Annotated in this window: 18 protein-coding genes; 3 read left to right on the top strand and 15 right to left on the bottom strand. The window is 67.8% G+C overall.

The window, feature by feature from the left end:
• The first annotated feature begins 49 nt into the window (after nucleotides 1-49).
• Nucleotides 50-1,519 (top strand): carboxylesterase family protein, encoded by a 1,470-nt coding sequence (locus R4823_RS10420; RefSeq protein WP_087839338.1) that lies wholly within the window; start codon nucleotides 50-52, stop codon nucleotides 1,517-1,519.
• Between the two features lie 23 nt (nucleotides 1,520-1,542).
• Nucleotides 1,543-2,811: an MFS transporter gene (locus R4823_RS10415; RefSeq protein ID WP_217896316.1), complete on the top strand. Its 1,269-nt coding sequence runs from the start codon at nucleotides 1,543-1,545 to the stop codon at nucleotides 2,809-2,811.
• A gap of 32 nt (nucleotides 2,812-2,843) precedes the next feature.
• Here the strand turns inward: R4823_RS10415 and R4823_RS10410 are convergent, their stop codons facing one another.
• Nucleotides 2,844-3,755, bottom strand: coding sequence for a LysR family transcriptional regulator (locus R4823_RS10410; protein WP_087839337.1), 912 nt, complete (start codon nucleotides 3,753-3,755; stop codon nucleotides 2,844-2,846).
• A gap of 106 nt (nucleotides 3,756-3,861) precedes the next feature.
• Between R4823_RS10410 and R4823_RS10405 the strand changes: the two genes are divergently transcribed.
• Nucleotides 3,862-5,073, top strand: coding sequence for an MFS transporter (locus R4823_RS10405; RefSeq protein WP_087839336.1), 1,212 nt, complete (start codon nucleotides 3,862-3,864; stop codon nucleotides 5,071-5,073).
• Nucleotides 5,074-5,121: 48 nt separating this feature from the next.
• On the opposite strand, the gene R4823_RS10400 is transcribed toward R4823_RS10405, so the two are convergent.
• The 14 genes from R4823_RS10400 to R4823_RS10335 form a co-directional block, all read right to left on the bottom strand.
• On the bottom strand, nucleotides 5,122-5,814 hold the full coding sequence (locus R4823_RS10400; RefSeq protein ID WP_243724554.1) for a DUF2968 domain-containing protein: 693 nt from the start codon (nucleotides 5,812-5,814) through the stop codon (nucleotides 5,122-5,124).
• A 142-nt stretch (nucleotides 5,815-5,956) separates the two neighbouring features.
• A complete protein-coding gene (locus tag R4823_RS10395; RefSeq protein ID WP_087839335.1) occupies nucleotides 5,957-7,315 on the bottom strand; it encodes a sigma-54 dependent transcriptional regulator in 1,359 nt (452 codons plus the stop codon).
• A gap of 38 nt (nucleotides 7,316-7,353) precedes the next feature.
• Nucleotides 7,354-9,495: a TadG family pilus assembly protein gene (locus tag R4823_RS10390; protein ID WP_087839334.1), complete on the bottom strand. Its 2,142-nt coding sequence runs from the start codon at nucleotides 9,493-9,495 to the stop codon at nucleotides 7,354-7,356.
• Nucleotides 9,496-9,505: 10 nt separating this feature from the next.
• Entirely contained in the window at nucleotides 9,506-10,246 is a 741-nt protein-coding gene (locus R4823_RS10385) for a DUF3613 domain-containing protein (RefSeq protein WP_176400763.1), read from the bottom strand.
• 66 nt (nucleotides 10,247-10,312) lie between these two features.
• Nucleotides 10,313-11,338 carry a tetratricopeptide repeat protein gene (locus tag R4823_RS10380; RefSeq protein WP_087839332.1) on the bottom strand — a complete coding sequence of 342 codons (1,026 nt, stop codon included), beginning with the start codon at nucleotides 11,336-11,338 and terminating at the stop codon, nucleotides 10,313-10,315.
• A 1-nt stretch (nucleotide 11,339) separates the two neighbouring features.
• Nucleotides 11,340-12,308: a type II secretion system F family protein gene (locus R4823_RS10375; protein WP_087839331.1), complete on the bottom strand. Its 969-nt coding sequence runs from the start codon at nucleotides 12,306-12,308 to the stop codon at nucleotides 11,340-11,342.
• Nucleotides 12,309-12,312: 4 nt separating this feature from the next.
• Nucleotides 12,313-13,251 (bottom strand): type II secretion system F family protein, encoded by a 939-nt coding sequence (locus R4823_RS10370; protein WP_165963197.1) that lies wholly within the window; start codon nucleotides 13,249-13,251, stop codon nucleotides 12,313-12,315.
• The gene (locus tag R4823_RS10365; RefSeq protein ID WP_087839329.1) at nucleotides 13,251-14,600 is read right to left on the bottom strand and encodes a CpaF family protein; all 1,350 of its coding nucleotides are present in this window, start codon (nucleotides 14,598-14,600) and stop codon (nucleotides 13,251-13,253) included. The genes R4823_RS10370 and R4823_RS10365 overlap by 1 nt, the downstream gene beginning before the upstream one ends.
• A 49-nt stretch (nucleotides 14,601-14,649) precedes the next feature.
• Nucleotides 14,650-15,933 (bottom strand): MinD/ParA family protein, encoded by a 1,284-nt coding sequence (locus R4823_RS10360; protein WP_087839328.1) that lies wholly within the window; start codon nucleotides 15,931-15,933, stop codon nucleotides 14,650-14,652.
• A 33-nt stretch (nucleotides 15,934-15,966) separates the two neighbouring features.
• Complete coding sequence (locus tag R4823_RS10355) at nucleotides 15,967-17,286, bottom strand: type II and III secretion system protein family protein (protein ID WP_087839327.1); 1,320 nt, start codon at nucleotides 17,284-17,286, stop codon at nucleotides 15,967-15,969.
• A gap of 14 nt (nucleotides 17,287-17,300) precedes the next feature.
• Nucleotides 17,301-18,263: a Flp pilus assembly protein CpaB gene (gene cpaB / locus R4823_RS10350; RefSeq protein ID WP_087839326.1), complete on the bottom strand. Its 963-nt coding sequence runs from the start codon at nucleotides 18,261-18,263 to the stop codon at nucleotides 17,301-17,303.
• 48 nt (nucleotides 18,264-18,311) lie between these two features.
• A complete protein-coding gene (locus R4823_RS10345; protein ID WP_087839325.1) occupies nucleotides 18,312-18,842 on the bottom strand; it encodes a TadE/TadG family type IV pilus assembly protein in 531 nt (176 codons plus the stop codon).
• Nucleotides 18,839-19,474 (bottom strand): TadE/TadG family type IV pilus assembly protein, encoded by a 636-nt coding sequence (locus R4823_RS10340; RefSeq protein WP_087839324.1) that lies wholly within the window; start codon nucleotides 19,472-19,474, stop codon nucleotides 18,839-18,841. Before R4823_RS10340 ends, R4823_RS10345 begins: the two co-directional genes overlap by 4 nt.
• A gap of 22 nt (nucleotides 19,475-19,496) precedes the next feature.
• On the bottom strand, nucleotides 19,497-20,042 hold the full coding sequence (locus R4823_RS10335; RefSeq protein WP_132979976.1) for a prepilin peptidase: 546 nt from the start codon (nucleotides 20,040-20,042) through the stop codon (nucleotides 19,497-19,499).
• Nucleotides 20,043-20,077 lie beyond the last annotated feature (35 nt).

The following is a 20,077-nucleotide window of genomic DNA, read 5'->3' as shown; positions in this document are numbered from 1 at the left end:
GAGCAGTTTGCGATGCTACGCTTCCTTCACCACAAAGGGGAGCCATGCCATGAACCCGAACGATCCAAGCGTCGTGGACATGCCCTACGGTCGCCTGCTGGGCGCCCGCGAGGGCAAGGTGGTCCGTTTCCTGGGCGTGCCCTACGCCCTGCCCCCCACCGGCGGCCACCGCTTCGCGCCGCCCCGGCCACTGGCCGAAGGCGATGGCCGGTTCGACGCGACGGCGCCCGCGGCCATCCCGCCGCAGTTGCCGTCGAGGCTGGCCAAGGTCATGGGCGACTATCCCGCCCGGCAGGACGAGGACTGCCTGCACCTGGACATCTGGGTACCTATCGACCGCCCATCCCGCGCGCCGGTGTTCGTGTTCCTGCACGGCGGCGCCTTCATGACGGGCGGCGGTTCGCTGCCCTGCTACGACGGCGCCGTGCTGGCCGAGCGCACCGGCATGATCGTGGTCAACGTGACCTATCGCCTGGGCGTGCTGGGCTTCTTGCCCATTCCCGGGATCGCACCCGCCAACCTGGGGCTGCGCGACCAGATGGCCGCGCTGTCGTGGATACGGCGCGCCATCGGCGCGTTCGGCGGCGATCCTGCCAACGTCACGGTGGCGGGACAGTCGGCGGGCGCGTACTCGATCGCTGCGCTGCAGACCCGCGCGGACGGCCCCGAGTGGTTCGACCGCGCCATCATGATGAGCACGCCGCTGGGCGTGGCCTTGCAGGCGCCGGCGCAGAAGCGCGAAGTGGCGCACATGTTCACCCGCGCCGCGGGAATCGAGACCGCAACGCCGGACAACCTGTCGCGGCTGCCGGTGGACGCCATCCTGAAAGCCCAGTTGCAGGTACTGCGGCAGACCGTCCCGGCCAGCACCGGGGAGGTCACGCCGCCATTCATGCCGACTGTCGACGGCGATGTCATCGCCGCTCCACCGCTGGCAGCCGCCGGGGCCGGCGCCTGGTGCGACACCATCATCGGCTACACGCGCGAAGAAAATGCCGCGTTCTATGTGGGCGACGCCGTCATGGGCGGCCTGCCGGCGGACACGGTGCGCGAGGTATATCACGTCCACTACGGGCAGACAGGTGGCGAGCGGTATGAGCAGGCGCGCGCCAGCCGGGCGCCGGGCACGCCTCTCGCGGCGCTGACGGACCTGCGGTCACGCCTGGATTTCATCGAGCCTACGCTGGCGTATGCCCGCGCGTTGGCCGCCAAGGGCCGCGCGCCTTTCGTCTATCAGTTCGACTGGCAGTCGCCTACACCGGGCATCGGCGCGTGCCATTGCATCGATCTGCCCTTCCTGTTCGGCAACCTGGCCACCTGGCGGGACGCGCCCATGGTGGCTGGTGCCGACTCCGCCGAGCTTGCCGACCTCAGCCACGGTTTCCAGGACATCTGCGCCGCGTTTGCCCGCACCGGCGATCCCAATCGCGCGACGTTGCCGCCGTGGCCCAGCCATGGACAGGATGGCGCCGTTCTGCATATCGACCGCCTCATCCAGGCCCGGCACGCGCCGCGTTGAATCCCTTCTTCGCAAGGACCACCATGGACACTTCCTCCGCATCGGCCGCCGCGTCCGGCGACGCTCCGCGTTCGCGCCTTGCCCGCATCGGTATCGTGGCGATCTGTTTCCTGGTCGTGCTGCTGGACGGCCTGGACACCACATCCATCGCCTTCGTCGCGCCGGCATTGGCGCGTGAATGGGGCCTGCCGCCCGCGGCGTTCACGCCGGCCTTCGTCGCCACCAGCGTGGGCGCCGTCGTGGGCTATCTGGCATGCGGTCCACTGGCCGGCCGCTGGGGACAACGCACGGTGGGCGGCCTGAGTGTCGCGATATTCGGCCTGGGCACGCTGCTGTCCGCCTGGTCGCCGGATGTCCCCGTGCTGGCAGCCCTGCGCTTCGTCGCGGCCGTGGGTCTGGGCGGCGCGCTGCCCGTGGCGGTGTCGGCTGCCGCCGGCGCGACGCCGGCCCGCTACAAGGAAACGGCGGCGATGCTGGTGGCGGCGGGACTGTCGGCGGGAGCCGTCATCGGCGGCATGGCCGGCGTGCCCTTGATGCGGCAGTACGGTTGGCACTCGGTGTTCTTGATAGGCGGCATCCTTCCGCTGGTGCTGCTGCCCTTATTCCTGAAGGTCCTTCCCGGCCGCGGCCCGGCAACCCGTGCCTCCCGGCCGGCCCAGGGCGGCAGCGTGGCGGCGCTGTTCGACCGCCGGTGGCGGCTGCGCACCTGGCTGCTCTGGCTGTTCGCCTTCCTGATCTTCCTGGACGCCTATGCCCTGACCTTCTGGATACCCACGCTGCTGGCCGAGTTCGGCTTCGGTCGCGCGCAGGCGCCGGCCGCGACGGCCGCCTTCGGCATGGGCGGCCTGCTGGGCAGCCTGGCGATGATGGCGCTGGTGGCGAAGCTGGGCGTCAAGCGGCTCCTGGCGATCACGACCTTGATCGCGATCGCTTCGATACTGGTCGTGAACCAGGTCGCGCTGGCGCCTGGGCAGGTGCTGGCCGTGATCGGCGGCATGGGCGCCGGCCTGATCACCGGGTGCGTGGGACAAAGCGCGCTGGCGGTGTCCTACTATCCGCCGGAACTCCGTACCACCGGCGTGGGCTGGGCCGCGGCCTCGGGCCGCATAGGTTCCATCGTCGGACCGGCGCTGGGTGGCCTGATGCTGGCGCTGAACTGGAGCCCCCGGGACATCGTGCTGACCGCGGTCGCGCCAGCGGCGGCCGCGCTGGCGGTGCTGGCCGTGCTGGCCTGGGTGGACCGGCGCCCGGATGCCGGCCATGCTCCGGCCCGTGCCACGTCCACCACCTGAGCCCTGACCGCTGGCCGGCTACCCACCAGCGGTCAAGGCTCGCGCAACGAGTCCGGCTCCCTCAACACATCGACCAGCGCCTCCCGAAACGCGGCGATGGGCCGCGCCAGCCGCCCCGCGGGCGCGCGGTGCAACAGCCAGGCGCGCACGCAGGGACGGAAATCGGGCGACGCGATGACCTGGACCTCGTCGCGCCACGCGCCGCCCGCGAATGCGGCGGGCGTCACGATGCCGATGCCGAAGCCGCGTGCCACCAGCGACATCCTCAGGTCCACGCTCAGCGCTTCGACCGCTACCTGGAAAGGCAGCCGCTCCGCCTCGAAGCGATGGCGGATGAAGGCCCGGAAGCCGCAACCGTTCTCGTTCATGACCCAGGGGAAGCGGGACAGCTGTTCCAGATCCGGACGGCGCGGCACCTTCAGCGAACGCGCGGCAACCAGCAGCACCCGCTGGGCGCCCAGGTCGTCGCACACCAGGGTCTCGGGCGGCGGCACGCCGTCGGCCAGGCACACCGCGGCGGCATCCAGCTCGCTGCGCGCGACCTGCTCCACCAGGCGCGGCGACCAGCCCGAGGTCACGCGCAGGGTCAGCGCCGGGAAATCGGTGCGCAGCCGATCGAAGGGCTGCATCAGCGCGGCTTCGGACAAATAGGGCATGATGCCGAGCCGGAATTCGCCCTGCACTTCCCCGTGGGGCGACACCCCGGCCTTCAGATCATCCAGCGAGCGCAGCACCCGCCGTCCGTGCTCGTAGGCCTCGCGGCCCGCCGCCGTCGGCTTCAGGGGCTTGGACTGCCTGTCCAGCAGGGTCGCGCCCAGGCGCTCCTCCAGATTCTGCACGCGGCGGGTGACGCCCGGCTGCGTCAGGTGCAGGCGGGCCGATGCGCCGACGATGGAACCGGTCTCCACCACCGCCACGAAAGCTTCCAGGTCATGGATATTCATGACATCTGCGCATAATGATGATGCGAAGGATTGAATTGCTTGATCATGCGATAGAAAAATAAAGTTTCCGTTCGATATGCAATTAATTTATCAAACGGAGCGTTGCATGACCACCTGCGGCAAATCCGGGGCCCTGGCCCCTCGCGCGTCTCTATCGACCCGGCCCCCGGTGCTGCTGTTCGGCACCGCCACCGGCGTCCTCGTCACCAATCTCTTCGCGCCGCAGACACTGGTGGGCGTCATGGGCGCCTCGCTGGGCCTGGCACCGATGGCGTCGGGCCTGATGGCCATGACCACGCTGCTGGGTTATGCGGCCGGACTATTCCTGCTCGTGCCCTTGGCGGACGTGGCGCCGCACCGCCGCCTGGTGCTCGCGATGCTGGCGGTCGCCGCAGTGGCCGCGGCGACCGCCGCGTGCAGCCCCTTCGCCGCGCTGCTGCTGGCGGCCTTGTTCGTCCTGGGCGCGGCCAGTTCCGTCATCCAGGTGCTGGTGCCCATCGCCGCCGCCATGGTGGGCCCCGAAATCAGGGGGCGGGTGATCGGCGACATCATGGGCGGCCTGATGGTCGGCATCCTGCTTTCCCGTCCGCTGGCCAGCCTGCTGGCCGACACGCTGGGCTGGCGCGCGTTCTATGCCGCCAGCGCCATGGCCTCGCTGGCGCTCGGCCGGGCGCTGGTGCGCGGCATTCCCGACCGGCTGCCGCCGCCCGGTCCGCGCTACCTCGATCTGATCGTGTCGCTGGGATCGCTGCTGCGCCGCGAACCGGTCCTGCGCCGGCGCGCGGCCAGCGCTGCCCTCAGCATGGCGGCCTTCAGCCTGTTCTGGACCGCGGTCGCGCTGCGCCTCGCGCAGCCGCCCTACTCGGTGGGACAACGCGGCATCGCCGTGTTCGCGCTGGTGGGCGCGGCCGCCGCCTTCATCACGCCCTGGGTGGGCCGGGCCGGCGACCGGGGCTGGACGCGGCCGGTAACGGCGATCTCCCATCTCGGCATGATCGGCGCCTTTGCCCTGGCGGCCTGGGCCGGAAACACCGGGCACGGCAGCCATGCGTCCTGGATCGCGATGGGCCTGGCGGCCATCGTCCTGGATGCCGGCGTCACCGGCGACCAGACACTGGGACGGCGCGCCGTCAACCTGCTCGACCCCGCGGCGCGCAGCCGCATCAACGCGCTGTTCGTCGGCCTGTTCTTTCTTGGCGGCGCGGCCGGATCCGCACTGGCCGGCCTGGCATGGAGCCTGGGCCAGTGGCAGGCGATATGCGCGACCGGCGCGGCGCTGGGGCTGGCAGCCTTGCTGGTTCCTGGCGCTCCGAAATGAAAACCGGGGCCTGGGGCCCCGGTTCCGGCACTGCGCGGCGATCGAGGCTCAGCGGCCGCGCCGGCCGTCCTGGCTCGTCACGCTGTTGGCGCTGTCGAGCTTGGTCTGCTGCTCTTCCAGCATGCGGATCTGGCGCTGGAGGGTGTTGAGCTGTTCGCGCGCGGCCTGCCGCTCGTTGGCCAGCGCGGCGGCTTCCTGGCGGGCCTGCTCCTGGCGGGCCGCCACCTGCTGCTCCTGCTGGCGCTGCATGGTCAGGTCGTTCTGCAGCGCGTTCAGGCGCGTCTCGTTGGCACTGATCAGCTTTTCGGTCACCGCGCGCTCGGCGTCGAGCTTGATGCGGCGGATATCCACGTCGGCCAGTTGCACCGTCTGCTCGACAAAGGCCTTGTAGGTCTGCTCGGCCTGCGCCTCGGACGTGGTCTTGACCACGCGCCAGAAGTTCTTCTGCTGGAACATCGCCACGTAATAGGTCAGGTCATCCGCCTTGAATAGCAGGCTGGCCCCGTAGTTGCCGTTGTAGGTGGTGCGCAGTTCGTTCAGCGTACGGTTCTGTATGAGCTGCTGCAGTTCCGCCATCGTGCTGTTGTTGGAAGCCGACTGGGCCGCGTCGACGGGCCGGACCGGCGCGGCCTGGGCCGCGGCCTGCGTCCCTGGCTTGGCGGTCGTGTTCTGGACCACCTGGGCGGAAACGCCCAGGGATGCCATGGAAAGCGACAGTACGATCCCCACTTGTCGGAACATTCTGCATGTCCTCATTTTCATTCCAGCTTCCTTGGTCATATCGAGTTCGTCGGCCTGGCCGTAACAAAGCGTGTCCGATTTTAATGAAAGTACGGCGCCGTGGGCTCTTTATTGAGTCTTTTTTGGCGCCAAGCCGCTTCAGTCAGTCCAGTTCGCCCGCCACTTCCGCATCCTGGCCGACGATCTGGTACTTGCGCATCTTCTCCCACAGCACCTTGCGGCTGATTCCCAGGAAATTGGCGGTATCCTGGCGCCGCCAGCCATGGGCATCCAGCGCGCCGATGATCCGGTTGCGCTCGGCCAGCTCCTGCGGGCTGCGCTCGTTGGCCGGGATGACGCCTTCGGACAGCGACGCGAAGATGCGGCCGATGCGTTCCCGGTCCCAGGCCCGGAACTGCCTGACCATCACGCCCACCCGCTCTGCCACGTTGCGCAATTCCCGCACGTTTCCCGGGAAGCGCGTGCGCGTGACGAGCGCCGCCAGCCAGTCGGGCACCTCGTCCTCCTGCTCGGGCAGGATCTGTCCCAGCAGGGCCTTGAAGATGGCGATCTTGTCCACCGCGCCACGCTCTTCCAGGTTCGGCACCTGCAATTCGATCACCGCCAGCCGGTAGTACAGGTCGGCCCGGAACAGCTCCTGGCGCACCAGTTCGCGCAGGTCGCGGTTGGTCGCGGCCACAAGACGGAAATCCACCGGAATCTCGGCAGTCGAACCCAGGCGGGTCACGCAGCTCTGCTCCAGGACGCGCAGCAGCTTGACCTGCTGATACAGCGGCAGATCGCCGATCTCGTCCAGGAACAACGTGCCTTCATGGGCCTGCTCGAAATATCCCTTGTGCGCGAAGGTCGCCCCGGTGAAAGCCCCCTTGGCGTGGCCGAAGAAGTGCGATTCGAACAGGCCGTCGGGAATCGCGCCGCAGTTGACCGCCACGAACGGGCCCTTCCCGTAGCGGCGATGCCCCTCGTGCAACAGCCTCGCCACGCGCTCCTTGCCCACGCCGGTCTCGCCCCGGATCAGCACCGTCGAATCACAATCGGCGAAAGCCTCGACCTCCGACAGAAAGACCCGCATGCAGGCGGAGGTGGCGATGAGCGGCTCGGCCGCCTTGGCGCGGGCGCCCTGCTCCCGCACCACGCCAGCCACCTTGAAGACCAGCGTGCGCAGTTCGGCGGCGGTGAAATCCGCCGTCAGGACATTGGAGTACTCGGGCGGATAGACGCGCGGGTCGGAGTTCCGGGCCTCGGCCGCCACCCACACCACCGGCATGCCATGCCCGGCCTGCCAGTCGCTGACGCTGAAACTCGGACGGTCGATGACCGTGACCGAAATGATCGCGACCGACATGCGCACACTCGTCACGTCGCGCGATACGGCGATGTTGTCCGCCCGTATCACATCCACGTCGAAGTTGGCCAGCGCCCGTGCGACACGGTCGGCAATATCCGATTTGCCTTCCCAGACGTAAACGTCGAGATCATCTTGTGAAGGTCGTGTCTTCATGGCGATACGCCCGTTCCCTCCATCGTTGTCGTTCGCGCTCAATAGACGAGTCGAACGTTGTCGCATTCCAATGACATGAGATGCACGTCGGTCTGTCCGATCTTGATGCCGACCAGCCCGTCGAGCAGGTTGGCCAGCAGCTTGCCCACTTCGTTCAGCAAGGGTTTGAGCAAGCCGACCAGCGGACTCAGGATGGCCTGCAGCAGGTTCTGCGATTGGCCGCTGCCTCCACCGCCCAGCAGACTGCCCAACAGATCGCCCACGGCATTGAGCAGCCCGCCCAGCAAGCCGTTGCTGGCGCTCGTCTGCAAGGCCTTGATCAGTTCGGTCCGCATGCAGGCCTGGTTGCAGGACCCCAGCAGCGGCGTGACGGTCTGGCGCCAGAGCGTCGGCATGGCGCAGGTCCCCAGGCCCAGGAGGCCGCACGGACGGGGCCAGGTGATGCCGTCCCCGAGCAGCTTCTGTTCGATCACGCTGGGCGTGTAGCCGTATTGGTTCAGGTACTTGTCCGCCACCTGCGTGGCCGTGTCGGCGGGGAAGGCTTCGAGCTGGGCGCCCTGGCCCGCGGACGACTGCGCCAGCAACAGCGCCAGCAACTGGTTGACCAGGTCCTGCACCGTGTCGCCCAGCGGCAGCTCGTTCCGGCCCACCGTCTTGGTCTGGTCCACTTCCAGGGTGGTGTAGACCGGATCCTGCGCCAGGATGTCGGGCTTGACCTGCCCGTGCAGCAGGTTGATGCCCAGCAGCTTGACGAAGGTCTCGTCCTGCAGGCCGGTCGCGCAGACGTCGTGGGTCGACCACAGCGTGGATTCGTTGATCTTGCCCATGCACAGCTTGGCGATGGACGAATCGACCTTGATCGTGGCCTTGGCCGGCGCCGTGCAGCTCATGCCGGTAAGCGTGCCTTGCGAACTGACCACGTCGAGCACGATGGGCAGCTTGACCTGCGTGCCGAGCAGCCCCAGCAGGCCGCCGACCAGCCCGCCGTCGGTCGCGATGTCGACGAAGGTGCGGACCTGGGCCGTGTAGGCCTTGGTACCCAGGCCGCCTATGCCGACCGAGGGCGGTTCGATGATGCTGGCGCGCACGTTGGTCTTGAGTCCGACGGCGGAACTCACGGCGGCCGGCAGTCCCAGATTGACGGTTACCGCATGATTGGACACGCCGACGCCGACCGCGGCGGTCAACAACCCCAGCGCGTCCAGGTCCACGTTCAGCGCCGAACCGGCGCTGGGCGCCTGGATCAGCGCGAACAGTCCGCTCGTGACGCTGTTCGAACCCAACTGGACCAGCAGCGTATCGATGCCCAGCTTGGCGGTCAACGCGTTCAGCAGCGAAGCGTTCAGGCCCAGCAGGCTGTTCTGGTTCGCCAGGCTGACGATGGCGTTCAGCAACTGCCCGAGTTCGACCTTGCGGGCGGCCAGCAGGCTGTTCAACTCGCCTACGCTCAGGTCCGCGCCCACCGGGATGCCCAGTTGCTTGAGCAAGCCGCTGGGCGTGATCTTCACGCCGGCCAGGCCGGCATAGGTTCCGATGCTGAGGTCTTCGCAAAGGTTCGCGCCCACGACCCGGAGCAGCACGCACAAGGGGGCGGTCTGGGAATTCGTGGTCGCGAGTTTCGAGCCGACCCAGAAGGATGCGATCGGTGCTTCCTGGACGGCGATGGCCTCGGCGTAGAGCGACCGATTGCCCAGGAACGGCAACACCAGGGGGACCTGCTGGGAAATGGCCACCTTCACCGCATTGAAGCCGACCGAGGATTTGGGCGTGCCGAAATACTTCTTGCCGCCGGTCCCGCTATAGGATTCGGAGGGAGGCTCCATGGCCTGCACGGTGTTCTTGGCCGCATCCGGATTCGGATCCCAGCGCCCGCATACCGGATCGGGCGAGGTTCCCATCGACAGCCCGAATCGTTGCAGGTTCAGGTTGGCATTGCCGCGCGCGGCCGCGCTCGCGGCGACGCAACTGTCCCGCTCCAGTTGCTGGGCACCGGCCAAAGCCGCCAGGTCGGCGGTCTTCTGGAGCTCCCGCTTCATGTAGAAGAGATAGCCCAGGTCCGCCGAAGCCAGCAGCGTGACCGATACCAGCATCGCCGCCGCAGCCGCGATCAGCACCGATCCCCGCTGGCGCGCCGGCGGTGCCCGGAAAACGGACGAGGGGATACGACGATGCGGTGTCATGAAAACCTGCCTATTGCTTCGGCTGCGAGGTCGTCTCGTAGAACTGGGGGATGGGATGCGAGAAGCTGTCGATGTAGCGCTTCCAGCTGGGCGACGCGGTCGCGCCCAGCATGGGCAGCGCCTGGCCTGCCTGGCGTCCTTCGGCCTGCATGCGCACCACCTCGCTCGTCACATCGCCGTTGGGCCGGCTCCTGCCCTGCGGCGCGGCGGATGCCGTGGCCACGGCTGCTTCCGATCGCGGTACGGCAGCGGGCGCAGCAGCAGCGGGCGCGGCGACAGCTGCCACAGGCTGGGCGGGCGCCGCCGCTTGCGGAGTGACCACCGTCGTTACGCGCTGCTCGGAAGACTGCACGGCCTGGGGGCGCGCCGTGGTCGCTGGTTGGGCGGAGGCGGCCGGCGCCTGGCCCGGCCCCGGCACCTGCCGCACGACCGAGGAAGCGGGCCGGGACGCGGCCGGCGTCGACGCCGCCCCCTGCTGCGGGGCCGCGCGCAGTTGCGCCTCGCGTTGTGCCTGCGCGGCTTGTTGTTGCGCGGCCGCCGCGCGCCGGGCCTGCTCTTCCGCCTGGGCCTGGCGCGCTGCCTGCTCCATGCGCGCCCGCTGCTCCGGCGTCTCCTGCAGCATGGAACCGGTCACCGGCGCGTTGCTCTGCGCATGCGCCAGGGGGGCCGCCAGCAGCGCGGCCAGCACCAGATAACGGCTGACATGCCGGGAAGCGGACTGTCCGTGCGGGCATTGGCTGGTAGATTTCATGATCGCCTTGATTCCACTTGTATTCGTCATCGTTGAAGAAGATCCGGTCGCCTCGGCATGCCGGCATCAGGGGGTGGTCGAGTTGAACCGGTCCAGCATGGACTGCATGGGAGCGCGCACCGGCTGCAGGATGGGCGCGGAAACCGGCCGCACCGGGGGCTCGCGCACGGGCTCCATGGATGCGGACTCCTGCGCTGCGGCCCTGACCACGGCCGCTCCGCGTGCCGCCGGCGCCTGCTCGGGCGGAGGAGCCATGGGTACGCGGGACATTTCGGGTGCCAGGGACGAGACCGGGAACGGACTGGCCACCGGCGCCGCGGCCGGGACGGGATCCGCCTTCACGACCGCGGCCGGACGGGATGTCCGGGAAGCGCCGCGCGCGATATCGTCGGCCAGCTTGCGCACCGCCACGCGCGCATCGGGCGACAGGCCCGCCTTGTCCATGACGGTCCCTGCCCGCCCGGCGTCACCCGATACCAGCAGCAGCAAGGCCAGGTTGGCGAGAATCCTGGAGTTTTCCGGCGCGAGTTCGGCGGCCTGTGCCAGGGGCAGTCTGGCAGCGGACGTTTCGCCATTGCGCAGCAAGGCGTAGCCAAGGTCGCTGACGATCAGCGCATTGGTGGGATCGAGGCGCGCCGCCTCGCGCAGCGACACCACCGCGGCCGGATAATCGCCGCGCGCGCCCGCCAGCAGCCCCAGCCCCTGTGCGGCCGCCGCGCCGACTTCCGTCTTGAGCAGGCGGCGATAGACCACGGCGCTTTCCTCGGACTGCCCGGCCTCACGCAGCGCATGGGCACGCAGCAGTTCCACGTCGGGTGCCGCGCCATGACGCTGCTCGAACGCATCGATGTGGGCCAGCGACGCGAAATAGAGCCCCTTGCCTTGCATCTCCCGGATCAGCGAGAGATACATGCCGCGACTGTCCGCCGTCGGCTCGTCGTTCGCGACCTGCTGGCGCATCATGGCCTCGTCGTTGAACTTGGGCGCCGATACGCCGTAGCCCGAGGGCGCGGTGGAGCTGCATCCCGCCGCCAGCAGCAAGACCCCGAACAACCCGGCCATGCGCGCCGGGCAATGAATCGACCCGGTCATCTCAGCCTCCCATCCTCGCCAGGCCGCGGAAGACAGCCAGGAATCCCGCACCGCCCGTGACGATGATGAGCGCGGGCAACAAGGTCAGCACCATGACGCCCGTCATCTTGACCGTCAGCTTGCCGACGCGCTCCTTCAACTCCATCCGCCGCTGTTCGCGCACGCGTTCGGAAAACTGCTTGAGGGGTTCCTGGACCGCTCCGCCATGCCGGTCGACCTGCACGATCAGGCGCGCCACCGCCGCCAGGTCTTCGTTGCCGAAACCGGTGGCCAGCCGTTGCAGCGACTGTTCGCGCGACAGCCCGCGGGCATGCTGGTTGACGGCGATCTCCAGTTCCGCGGCCAGCACGGGCAGCACCGTGCGGAACTCGGTCACGATCACATGCAAGCTCTGGTCGATGGACAGGCCCACGCCTTGCAGCAGGCGCAGCAGGTCGATCAACAGCGGCAGTTCTTCCTTGGCCTTGCGGGTACGCGAGGCCGCCACCTGGCGCAGCGCCCACTTCGGCACCATGTAGCCCAGGGCGAACCCCAGGAACAGGGACAGCATCGTTCCGAGCGCGCCGCCACCGCCGAACATCCAGGCCAGGAGCGGCACGACGACAGCCAGCACGACCCGCGCGAAGATGAACAGGGAACGCGCGCGCGCCGGATCGCCAAAGCCGCATCGGTCGATCAGTTGCCGATCCTCGGCCTCGAGCAGATAGTTGCCCAGCTTGCCTCGTTCCCACTTCTCGCCCAGTTGCGCGGCGCCATCGAACATCGCGCTCACGCGTCCGCGCCGGACTGGCGACGCCACGCTGGCAAGGGCGTCGTCCAGCACGGGATTGGTCCGCGCAGTGATGGCGCTGTCCACCACCTGCCGGCTTCGGGTCTGCCGCGAGCCGCGGACCAGGATCGCCACACCCACTAGCAGCGCGGCGGCGGCGAACAGGACCAGGGAGACGGCGGTCAACAATTGTGTAGACATAGCTTCAAACCGATTTGGCCATGCGGTACAGCCAGAAAGAGCCGACCAGTTGCAAAGCGAAGGCGCCCACCAGCATCTTCTGGCCGACCGGGTCGGTCCACATGCCCACGAACATGGCGTTGTTGAAGATGACGATGAACCCCGCGACGAATACCGGCAGCAGCGCCAGGATCCATGCCGACAGCCTGACTTCGGCCGACAGCGCATGCAGTTCCTCGCGCGCCTGCTGCAGGTCGCGCATGAAGGCCGCCATGCGTTCGAGCACCACGTCGCTGCGACCGCCGAAACGCAATGCGACGCCGATGACCGCCGCGACCAGCTCCAGTTCATAGAAGCGATAGAGCCGCGCGGCATGCACCAGCGAAGCATCCAGCTCCATGCCTGCCCGGTTCAATTGGTTGGCGCGTTCCAGCACTTCGAACAATGGCGCATCGACCGACGAAACCGCCGTCTGGAAAGCCGATCCCAGGCTGTTGCCGATGGTGATGAGCCGCACCAGCGCGTCGATGAATCCCGGCAATTGACGCACCATCTTCCGCCGGCGCTTGTCGGCCTGCCACCACAGCTGGAACAGGACGGCCAGCACCACCAGGGCCAACGTCACCACGGCGGCAAGACCGCCGCCGAACAACAGCGCCACGATGGGCAATGCCACCAGCGCCACGAGCCACGGGCCGTAGAAAGCCGGACCGGGCTCGATGCCGGCGCGCAGCAACATGTTCTGGAACCGCCCGCGCACGCCCCGGGGGCGCACCGGCGGATACAGTTGCTGGGCCGTGGCGACGACCGCGCGCGTAGGGTCGAAGGAGCGATTGAGCTGTTCCTCGACGAAGGCGCTGGTCGCCTGCCGGCGACCCCGCTCGCTCGCGCTCTGCCACAGCCACAACCCTGCCGCCACCAGCAGCAGCGCGATGCACAACACCGAAAGAAGCTGGGCGGACATCATCGTCCCCTGGACCAGAAACCGCCCCCGCCCCCCTGGGGCGGTTCGGGCGCCATGGTCACCCGCAACTGGTCGCGGTACTTGGCCAGCTTGGGCGTGTGCGGATGGATGCCGAGCGACACCCAGCGATCCTTCTCTTCGCCGTCGGGACCGACGAAACTCTCGTGGCGGTAGAGTTCCTGCGTGGAAATCACGTTATCGCCCATGCCCGTGACTTCCGAGATCGACACGATGCGCCGTCGTCCGTTGGACAGGCGGGCGATCTGCACGATGAAGTCCAGCGCGCTGGCGATCTGCCGGCGCAGGCTGTCCTCGCTGCCCTGGAAACCCGCGAATCCCGCCAGCATCTCCATCCGGTACAGGCATTCGCGCGGGGAGTTCGCGTGTATGGTCGCCATCGACCCTTCGTGGCCGGTATTCATGGCCTGCAGCATGTCCATGACCTCGGGCCCCCGGACTTCGCCGACGACCACGCGGTCCGGCCGCATCCGCAGGCTGTTGCGTATCAGGTCGCGGATGGTGATCTGGCCCGCGCCGTCGAAGCCGCCCTGGCGGGCTTCCAGCCTGACCACGTGGGGATGGTTCAGCGACAGCTCCGCGGTACCCTCGACCGTGACCACGCGCTCGGTCTCGGGCACGAAGAACGCCAGCGCATTGAGCAGCGAGGTCTTGCCTGAGCTGGTCCCGCCCGAGACCAGGATGTTGCAGCGTTCCCGCACCGCCAGGCTCAGCAGGCGGTGGATCTCTTCGTTGAAGGTACCCAGCGCCAGCAGGTCGGCGGGCTTGAGCGGATCCTGGCGGAACTTCCGGATGGACACCATGGGGCCATCCACCGCCAGCGGCTCGATGACCACGTTCAGGCGGCCCCCATCCGGCAGGCGCGCATCCACCATGGGGCTGGATTCGTCCAGCCGCCGGCCCAGCGGCGCGAGGATGCGGCGCACGATGCGCAGCAGGTGCGAGTTGTCGCTGAAACGCAGGACTTCCCGCTGCAACACGCCACGGCGCGACACGAACACGTTGTCGTAGCCGTTGATCAGGATGTCCTCGACCGCCGGATCCGCCAGCAGGTCTTCCAGCGGGCCGAGCCCGGCCAGTTCTTTCGTCAACGAGGCCGCCACCTGCCGGAGCTCGGATTCGTTGATGGGGACCCGCCGCAGCCGTACGAAACTGTCGACCTCCAGGTCGACGAACTGCTGGATCGCGGTCCGGGACCAGCGGCCGAACTCCGCGCCCAGTTCCTCGATACGCGACAGCAGATGCTCGTGCGCCGCGGCCTTGACGTCCTGGAAGCGCTGGGTGTTGGCAAACGCCGGACTATCGTCGGCAAACTCGATCGATGCCGTCATGATCACACTCTCCGCCGCGTATACGCGCGCTTCAAACCGGAATCTTTCTTCATCGCGTCACCAAGTGCTTGTGCAGGTTGGGCAGCCACCGCGACAGCCATTTGGTGCCCGGCGGCAAGGCCTGGTCATAGGCCCCGAGCGAATCCACCAGGCCCTGCACGGCCCGCACGTAGGGATCGCGATCCGCCACCTCGTGCAGCAGCCGGCCCTGGTTGGTGCTGTTCATCAACGCCAGCGCGCGGTCGGGCAGCGTGCCCAGCAGCTGTACGTCGAACCGTTGGGCGATCTGCTTGGCGGTCATGCCGTAGCGCTCGTCGTAGCGGTTCACCACCAGCCGCATCCTGGCGCGATCCACGTCGCGTCCGTCCAGGTCGCGCAGGACGTCGGCCAGCGACACCAGGGCTCCCACCGACTGGTCCGTCACGATCCAGGCCTGGTCGGCGGCTCGCACCATGCCGGCCACGAAATCCGGGTTGGAAAATCCGCCCACGTCAGCCACCAGCAGGCCGAAGTGCTGACGCAGCCGGTCCAGGAGTCCCAGCGAATCCGCGTGCGACACGGTGCGCATCTCTGCCAGGTCGCGCGGCAGCGAGATCACGGCCACGCCGCTGGCGCTGCGCGTGAGTGCGGTGTTGACCAGGGTTTCGTCGAAGCGGCGCAGGTTGCGTACCGCCTCGGCGAAATGAAAGCTGCCTGAAACGTTCAGGTAGAGCTGGCCGTCGGCGACGGGCAGGCCCAGGTCCAGCAGTGCCGCGGGCCCACGCAAGCTGCTGGCCGGCCGCCCTTCCGCGGCCTGCCCGGCTTCGCCGTGCAGTTGCGCCATCGTGGTCAGGTGCGCCGCCAGCGTGGTCGTGCCCAGCCCGGCGCGCACACCCAGCAGCACGACCATCTGGCCACGACCGGGCACGCTGCTGCCCGCATGAGACTGGAGCACGCGCCGGACGACGTCGCGCACCTCGGCCTCGTCGGTCGGGTCGATGAAATCGCGCACGCCCGCCCGCAGGGCAGCCACGGCCCCCTGCGGCCGCATCATGCTGCCGACCGCAACGACCGGCAGCGCGGGCGCCACGCGCGCCAGCGTCCGCGCCAGGTCGCTGGCGTGCAGCAGCTTGCCCGGTTCGCTGTCGTCGGCGCCGAAATCCAGCAACACCATCTGCGGCCCGAGTTCGGCCAGGCGCGCCGACAGCCTATCGGGAACCACGTCCTCCTGAACGACCACGCCATCGTGCCTCAGCACCGCGGCCAGCCGCTGTGCCGACAAGCTGTCGCCGGTGAAGAACAGGAAACGGCGAGTGTCCAGCAAGCTCGCCAACTCCTTGCTCGGGGCGTTCATATACGACTCCTACAGATACCTGGCACCAAGCGACTACTTCGAGAAACCAGGCAACTCATCATTGCTCGCGACACCCAGCAGAAAATGGCCCCAGGCATTGGCCGCCGAGTCACGCTTCTCGTTCGCGCCGGGCATGGGCGGCTTGACGCCCTTGGCCAGGGGCTTGACCAGATGCGGCGTCACGACGATCAGCAGTTCCTTTTCCTTCTGCGAATACTTCATGTTCCGGAAGAAAGTGCCGATGATGGGCAGGTCGCCCAGGAACGGCAGCTTGTCCAGGTTCGAGGTGGTGGAACGCGACACCAGTCCGCCGATCACGAAGCTTTCGCCGTCGCCGAGCTCGACCGTGGTGTCGGCCCGGCGGGTGATGATGGCCGGGATCTGGATGTTGTTCAGGGTGATGCCGTTGGTCCAGTCCAGATCGCTGGCCTCGGGCGCCACCTTCAGCGCGATCCGATCCTTGGCCAGCACCGTGGGGGTGAGCGTCAGGCCGATACCGAACGGCTTGTACATGACCGTGGTGGTGCCCAGGCCCCCGGCCTGCGGCACGGGCAGTTCGCCTCCCGCCAGGAACTTGGCGCTCTGGCCGGACAGCGCGACCAGCGTGGGTTCGGCCAGCACGCGCGCCAGGCCGTTGGTTTCCAGCAGCCGCAGATTGGTGTCGAGCAGGAAATTGCCTCGAGTCAGCCCCAGGGTCAGGTCGAAAGCCTTGCCGGTGGGCGCCAGGTCGCTGGCCAGGCCGAAACTGAAGCTGCCGCGCCGGTTGGAGGCGGAAAAGTTGAAGCCGGCCTCTTTCAATACCTGCTTGCTGAATTCCACGACCTTCACTTCCACCTGGACCACGCCACCGGTCTCGATGGTGGAAGCATCGAATACGTTTTCACCGCCCACGGCATCGTTGGCCGCCGCAACGGTGCGGCGATGCGACAGCATCGACGGCGACTGTCCGCTCAGCACGGCAGCATCTCCGTAGACCTGGGCCTTGGCACCGTCGCCTTCGCCCAGCAGCGTGGCGAGATCGCCCGTCACGCGGACGAGATAGGCCTGGGGCGCCGCCGAGCCGCGCTGCCAGACCGACACCATGGTGGTGCCGGGCTTCTTGCCCACGACCAGTACCCCGCCCTTGCGGCCGCCGCTGCCCTTCTGGATCACGACGTCGGCCACGTCGGGATCGACCACCGACACCCGCTCCAGGTTGCCGGGAATGCTCAGTTGATATTGATCGCGCACCGCCACCGAGATCTGGCGCGGACCGCTCTCGTCGGCAGCGCCCGCCGGCACGGCGAAGGACAGCGTCAATGCCATGGCCAGGGGCGCCAGACGCCGCACGAAAGCCTGTTTGCTGATTTTCATTGAGGTTCTACCCGTTAAAACCCGACGACTTCACGCTTGGTGCCGCGCACCACTTCCACCGTATTGCTCTCGACCTTGGGCGCGGGGGCGGGTGGCCGCGGGCGGTATTGCACAACCGGCGCCGGCCGCTTCGTCGCCCCACCCGACAGGCCCGTCAGTTCCAGGCCGGCATACGCCTGGTTGTCGGCCAGCTCGAGCGCCTCGCGCTGCTCCTTGGTCAGGCCGCTCTTGCCGGCCAGCACCGGAGGCGGCTCGGGAAACAGGCTCGCGTCGGGCGCGGTGGCATCGGTGGGATTGCGCAGCACCAGTTGCAGCTTGCCGTTCTGCGTTGCCAGCAGCAGGCGGTTCACATCGGCGGTGGGCACCGCAAGCACCGCGGTGCGTGCCGGTGGAGGCGGATTGTTCGCGCGCACCATCGTCGCGCCGTCGTCCGATGGCGCATCGCCCGCGGCCGACGCGCTGCCATAGGTCAGCACCCGCAAGCGCGACAACAGCAGCCTGGCCTGGGTCCGCGAGACATCCTGCCCCTGGCGGAGCGTGAAGAACACGTCCACGAAATCGCCCGGCGAAACACGGTTGCCCGTGCCGACGACCTCGTCGACCGGCACCGCCACCGCGCGTTCGCCGTCGTTCAGCAGCAGCGTCAGGCCCTTGACCAGGATGCTGTCGGTCACGGGCGTGCCGGGACCGATGTCGAACTTGGGAATCTTGCCCGACAGATCGCTGGTCGCGCGGTAGGCGCCGGCCGGATCGATAGGCAACTCCACGACCTTGAGCGCGCCCGTGTCGATGGGCACCCCGCCCGGCAGCAGCTTGTCCGCCACGACCACCGGAATCCGCTTTTCGGACAGCGGCGTGGGGGCAGCAGCCGGCTTGGCTACCGGTGCCGGCTTGGTGGCCAACACGAAGGCATAGCCCCCCAGCAGCACGGCCAACAACACCAGCATGGCCGCGACGATCTTGGTTACGTTGTTCATCTGCTTGTCGCCTCGATACTCGAAAAAAACCTCACGCGTCGGCCCCGGTCACGAGCCCGACGTATTCCTTCCCAATTGCACGGTTGCCGCGGCCGACAGATGCTGCGGGATCCAGGCCGTGTTCTCGCCGAACAGCGACTGCAGCCAATTGCCCAGCGGCAGCAGTTCCGGTATGAGCGGATATTTCCGGTAGTCGACATAGGTCACGACCAGCGACGCGCAGCGCAGCCCCGCGGCGTAGGTACATGCCTGCGAGGGCTTGAGCTCGCAGGACACGGGCGCCAGCCCCATCGCCGCGCGGCGCCGCGTCAGCCAATCGACCGACTGCGCCACGGCCCCGCAGGCCTCGGCCTGCAGCGACGCCCCTTCCGGCAATCCCGCCAGCCTCGACTGCAGGGCCACGCGCGCCCCTTCTTCGGCCGCGCGCGACAGCGATTGCTGGGCGACGAAGATGCAGCCATAGCTGATGATCCCGAACAGGACCACCAGGAACAGCACGCATACCAGCGAAAACTCCAGCGCGGCGATGCCTCGCTGCGACCGGGTCGTCCGGACGGATTCGAACAGGGCGCATTTCATGCACCACCTCCGGACGAACCCAGTTGCAAGGCGCCGGGATCCAGCGCCACCCTGGCCGTTGCGCTCAGTACCTCGGGAATGACGAGAAAGGTGCCCGGCAGCGACGGCACGAGGGGGTTCGCGCTATAGGCATAGCTCACGTTCAGCGTCGCGAAGCACATTTCTTCCTGCCTGTAGCCGCAGGCCACCGATGATCCGGCGGCGGGCGTCCCCAGCGTCGCGGAGCACGACGATGCCGTGTCGATGGTGCCGTCCGCCTTCAGGCAAGGCCCCTTGATCGAGGCGGTGCACGTCGGCGTGACCGCCCCGCCCCCAATCTCGCCCAGCCATGCCGCGCGCAGCTTCGCCACTTCGCAGCCATGCTCCAGACGCCCCTGCATCTGCGCCATGAAACCGGCGCCCGCCGTGGCAGGCATGTAGTACCGCAGGCTGGCGCGCGCGCCCTCCTCGACCGCCAGCGTCAGCGACTGCTGGGTCGTGAAGATCAGGCCGAAGCTCAGCACGCCGTAGAAGACCAGGAAGAAAATGGGGAAGATCAAGGCGAATTCGGTCGCATAGGCACCCCGCTGCGAGGCGGCGCCATGCCGTCGAACCTTCTTCGCCACCGTGCTCATGTCAGCGCGTTCCACCATTGCTTCGATTTCCGCCCAGTTTCTATGCCGCATGAACGGCCCATATCGCGCCCAGCGCGAGATACGCTGCATAGGGAATGCCAACGCGTCCAGCCCGGACACCCGACACCCACGACGCCATCCGCTGCACCGCGACAGGACTGCATATCCTTTCCTGCACGCCGGCCAACTGCAGGACCGCCCAGTTGCCCAGCGGATGATTCCGGTGAACCACCGAAACCAGGGCATGGATGCCCGCCATTCCGCTGCCCAGCAACCAGGCAACGAGCAAAGGCGTCGGCTCCAGCCAGAAACCCAGTACCGCAAAGAACTTCACATCCCCGGCGCCCATGGCCTTGAACACATAGAGCGGCACGAGAAAGACCAGCGCCAGCAGCACGCCCATGCCGGCATTCGCCCACTGGGCGGTAAACCCCTCAGGCGCCGTTGCGCCCAGGACCAGCCACCCCAGTTTGGCCAGCAATCCCGCCAGGACCAGCCAGTTGAAAACCCGGCGGAAAAGCAGGTCGCTGCCGATTACCAAGGCACAAAAAAAGAAAAACGCGAGAATCTGGCTGCTATTAAGCATGGTTATAGCCCGGACCGCTTTCCGGCCCGGGATTT

It is taken from the genome of Pigmentiphaga sp. CHJ604 (assembly GCF_036972535.1).
In the GTDB taxonomy this organism is placed as follows: Bacteria; Pseudomonadota; Gammaproteobacteria; order Burkholderiales; family Burkholderiaceae_B; genus Pigmentiphaga; species Pigmentiphaga daeguensis.
The sequence above is the reverse complement of the archived record's forward strand: the minus strand, read 5'-3'. Positions and strand labels throughout refer to the sequence as shown.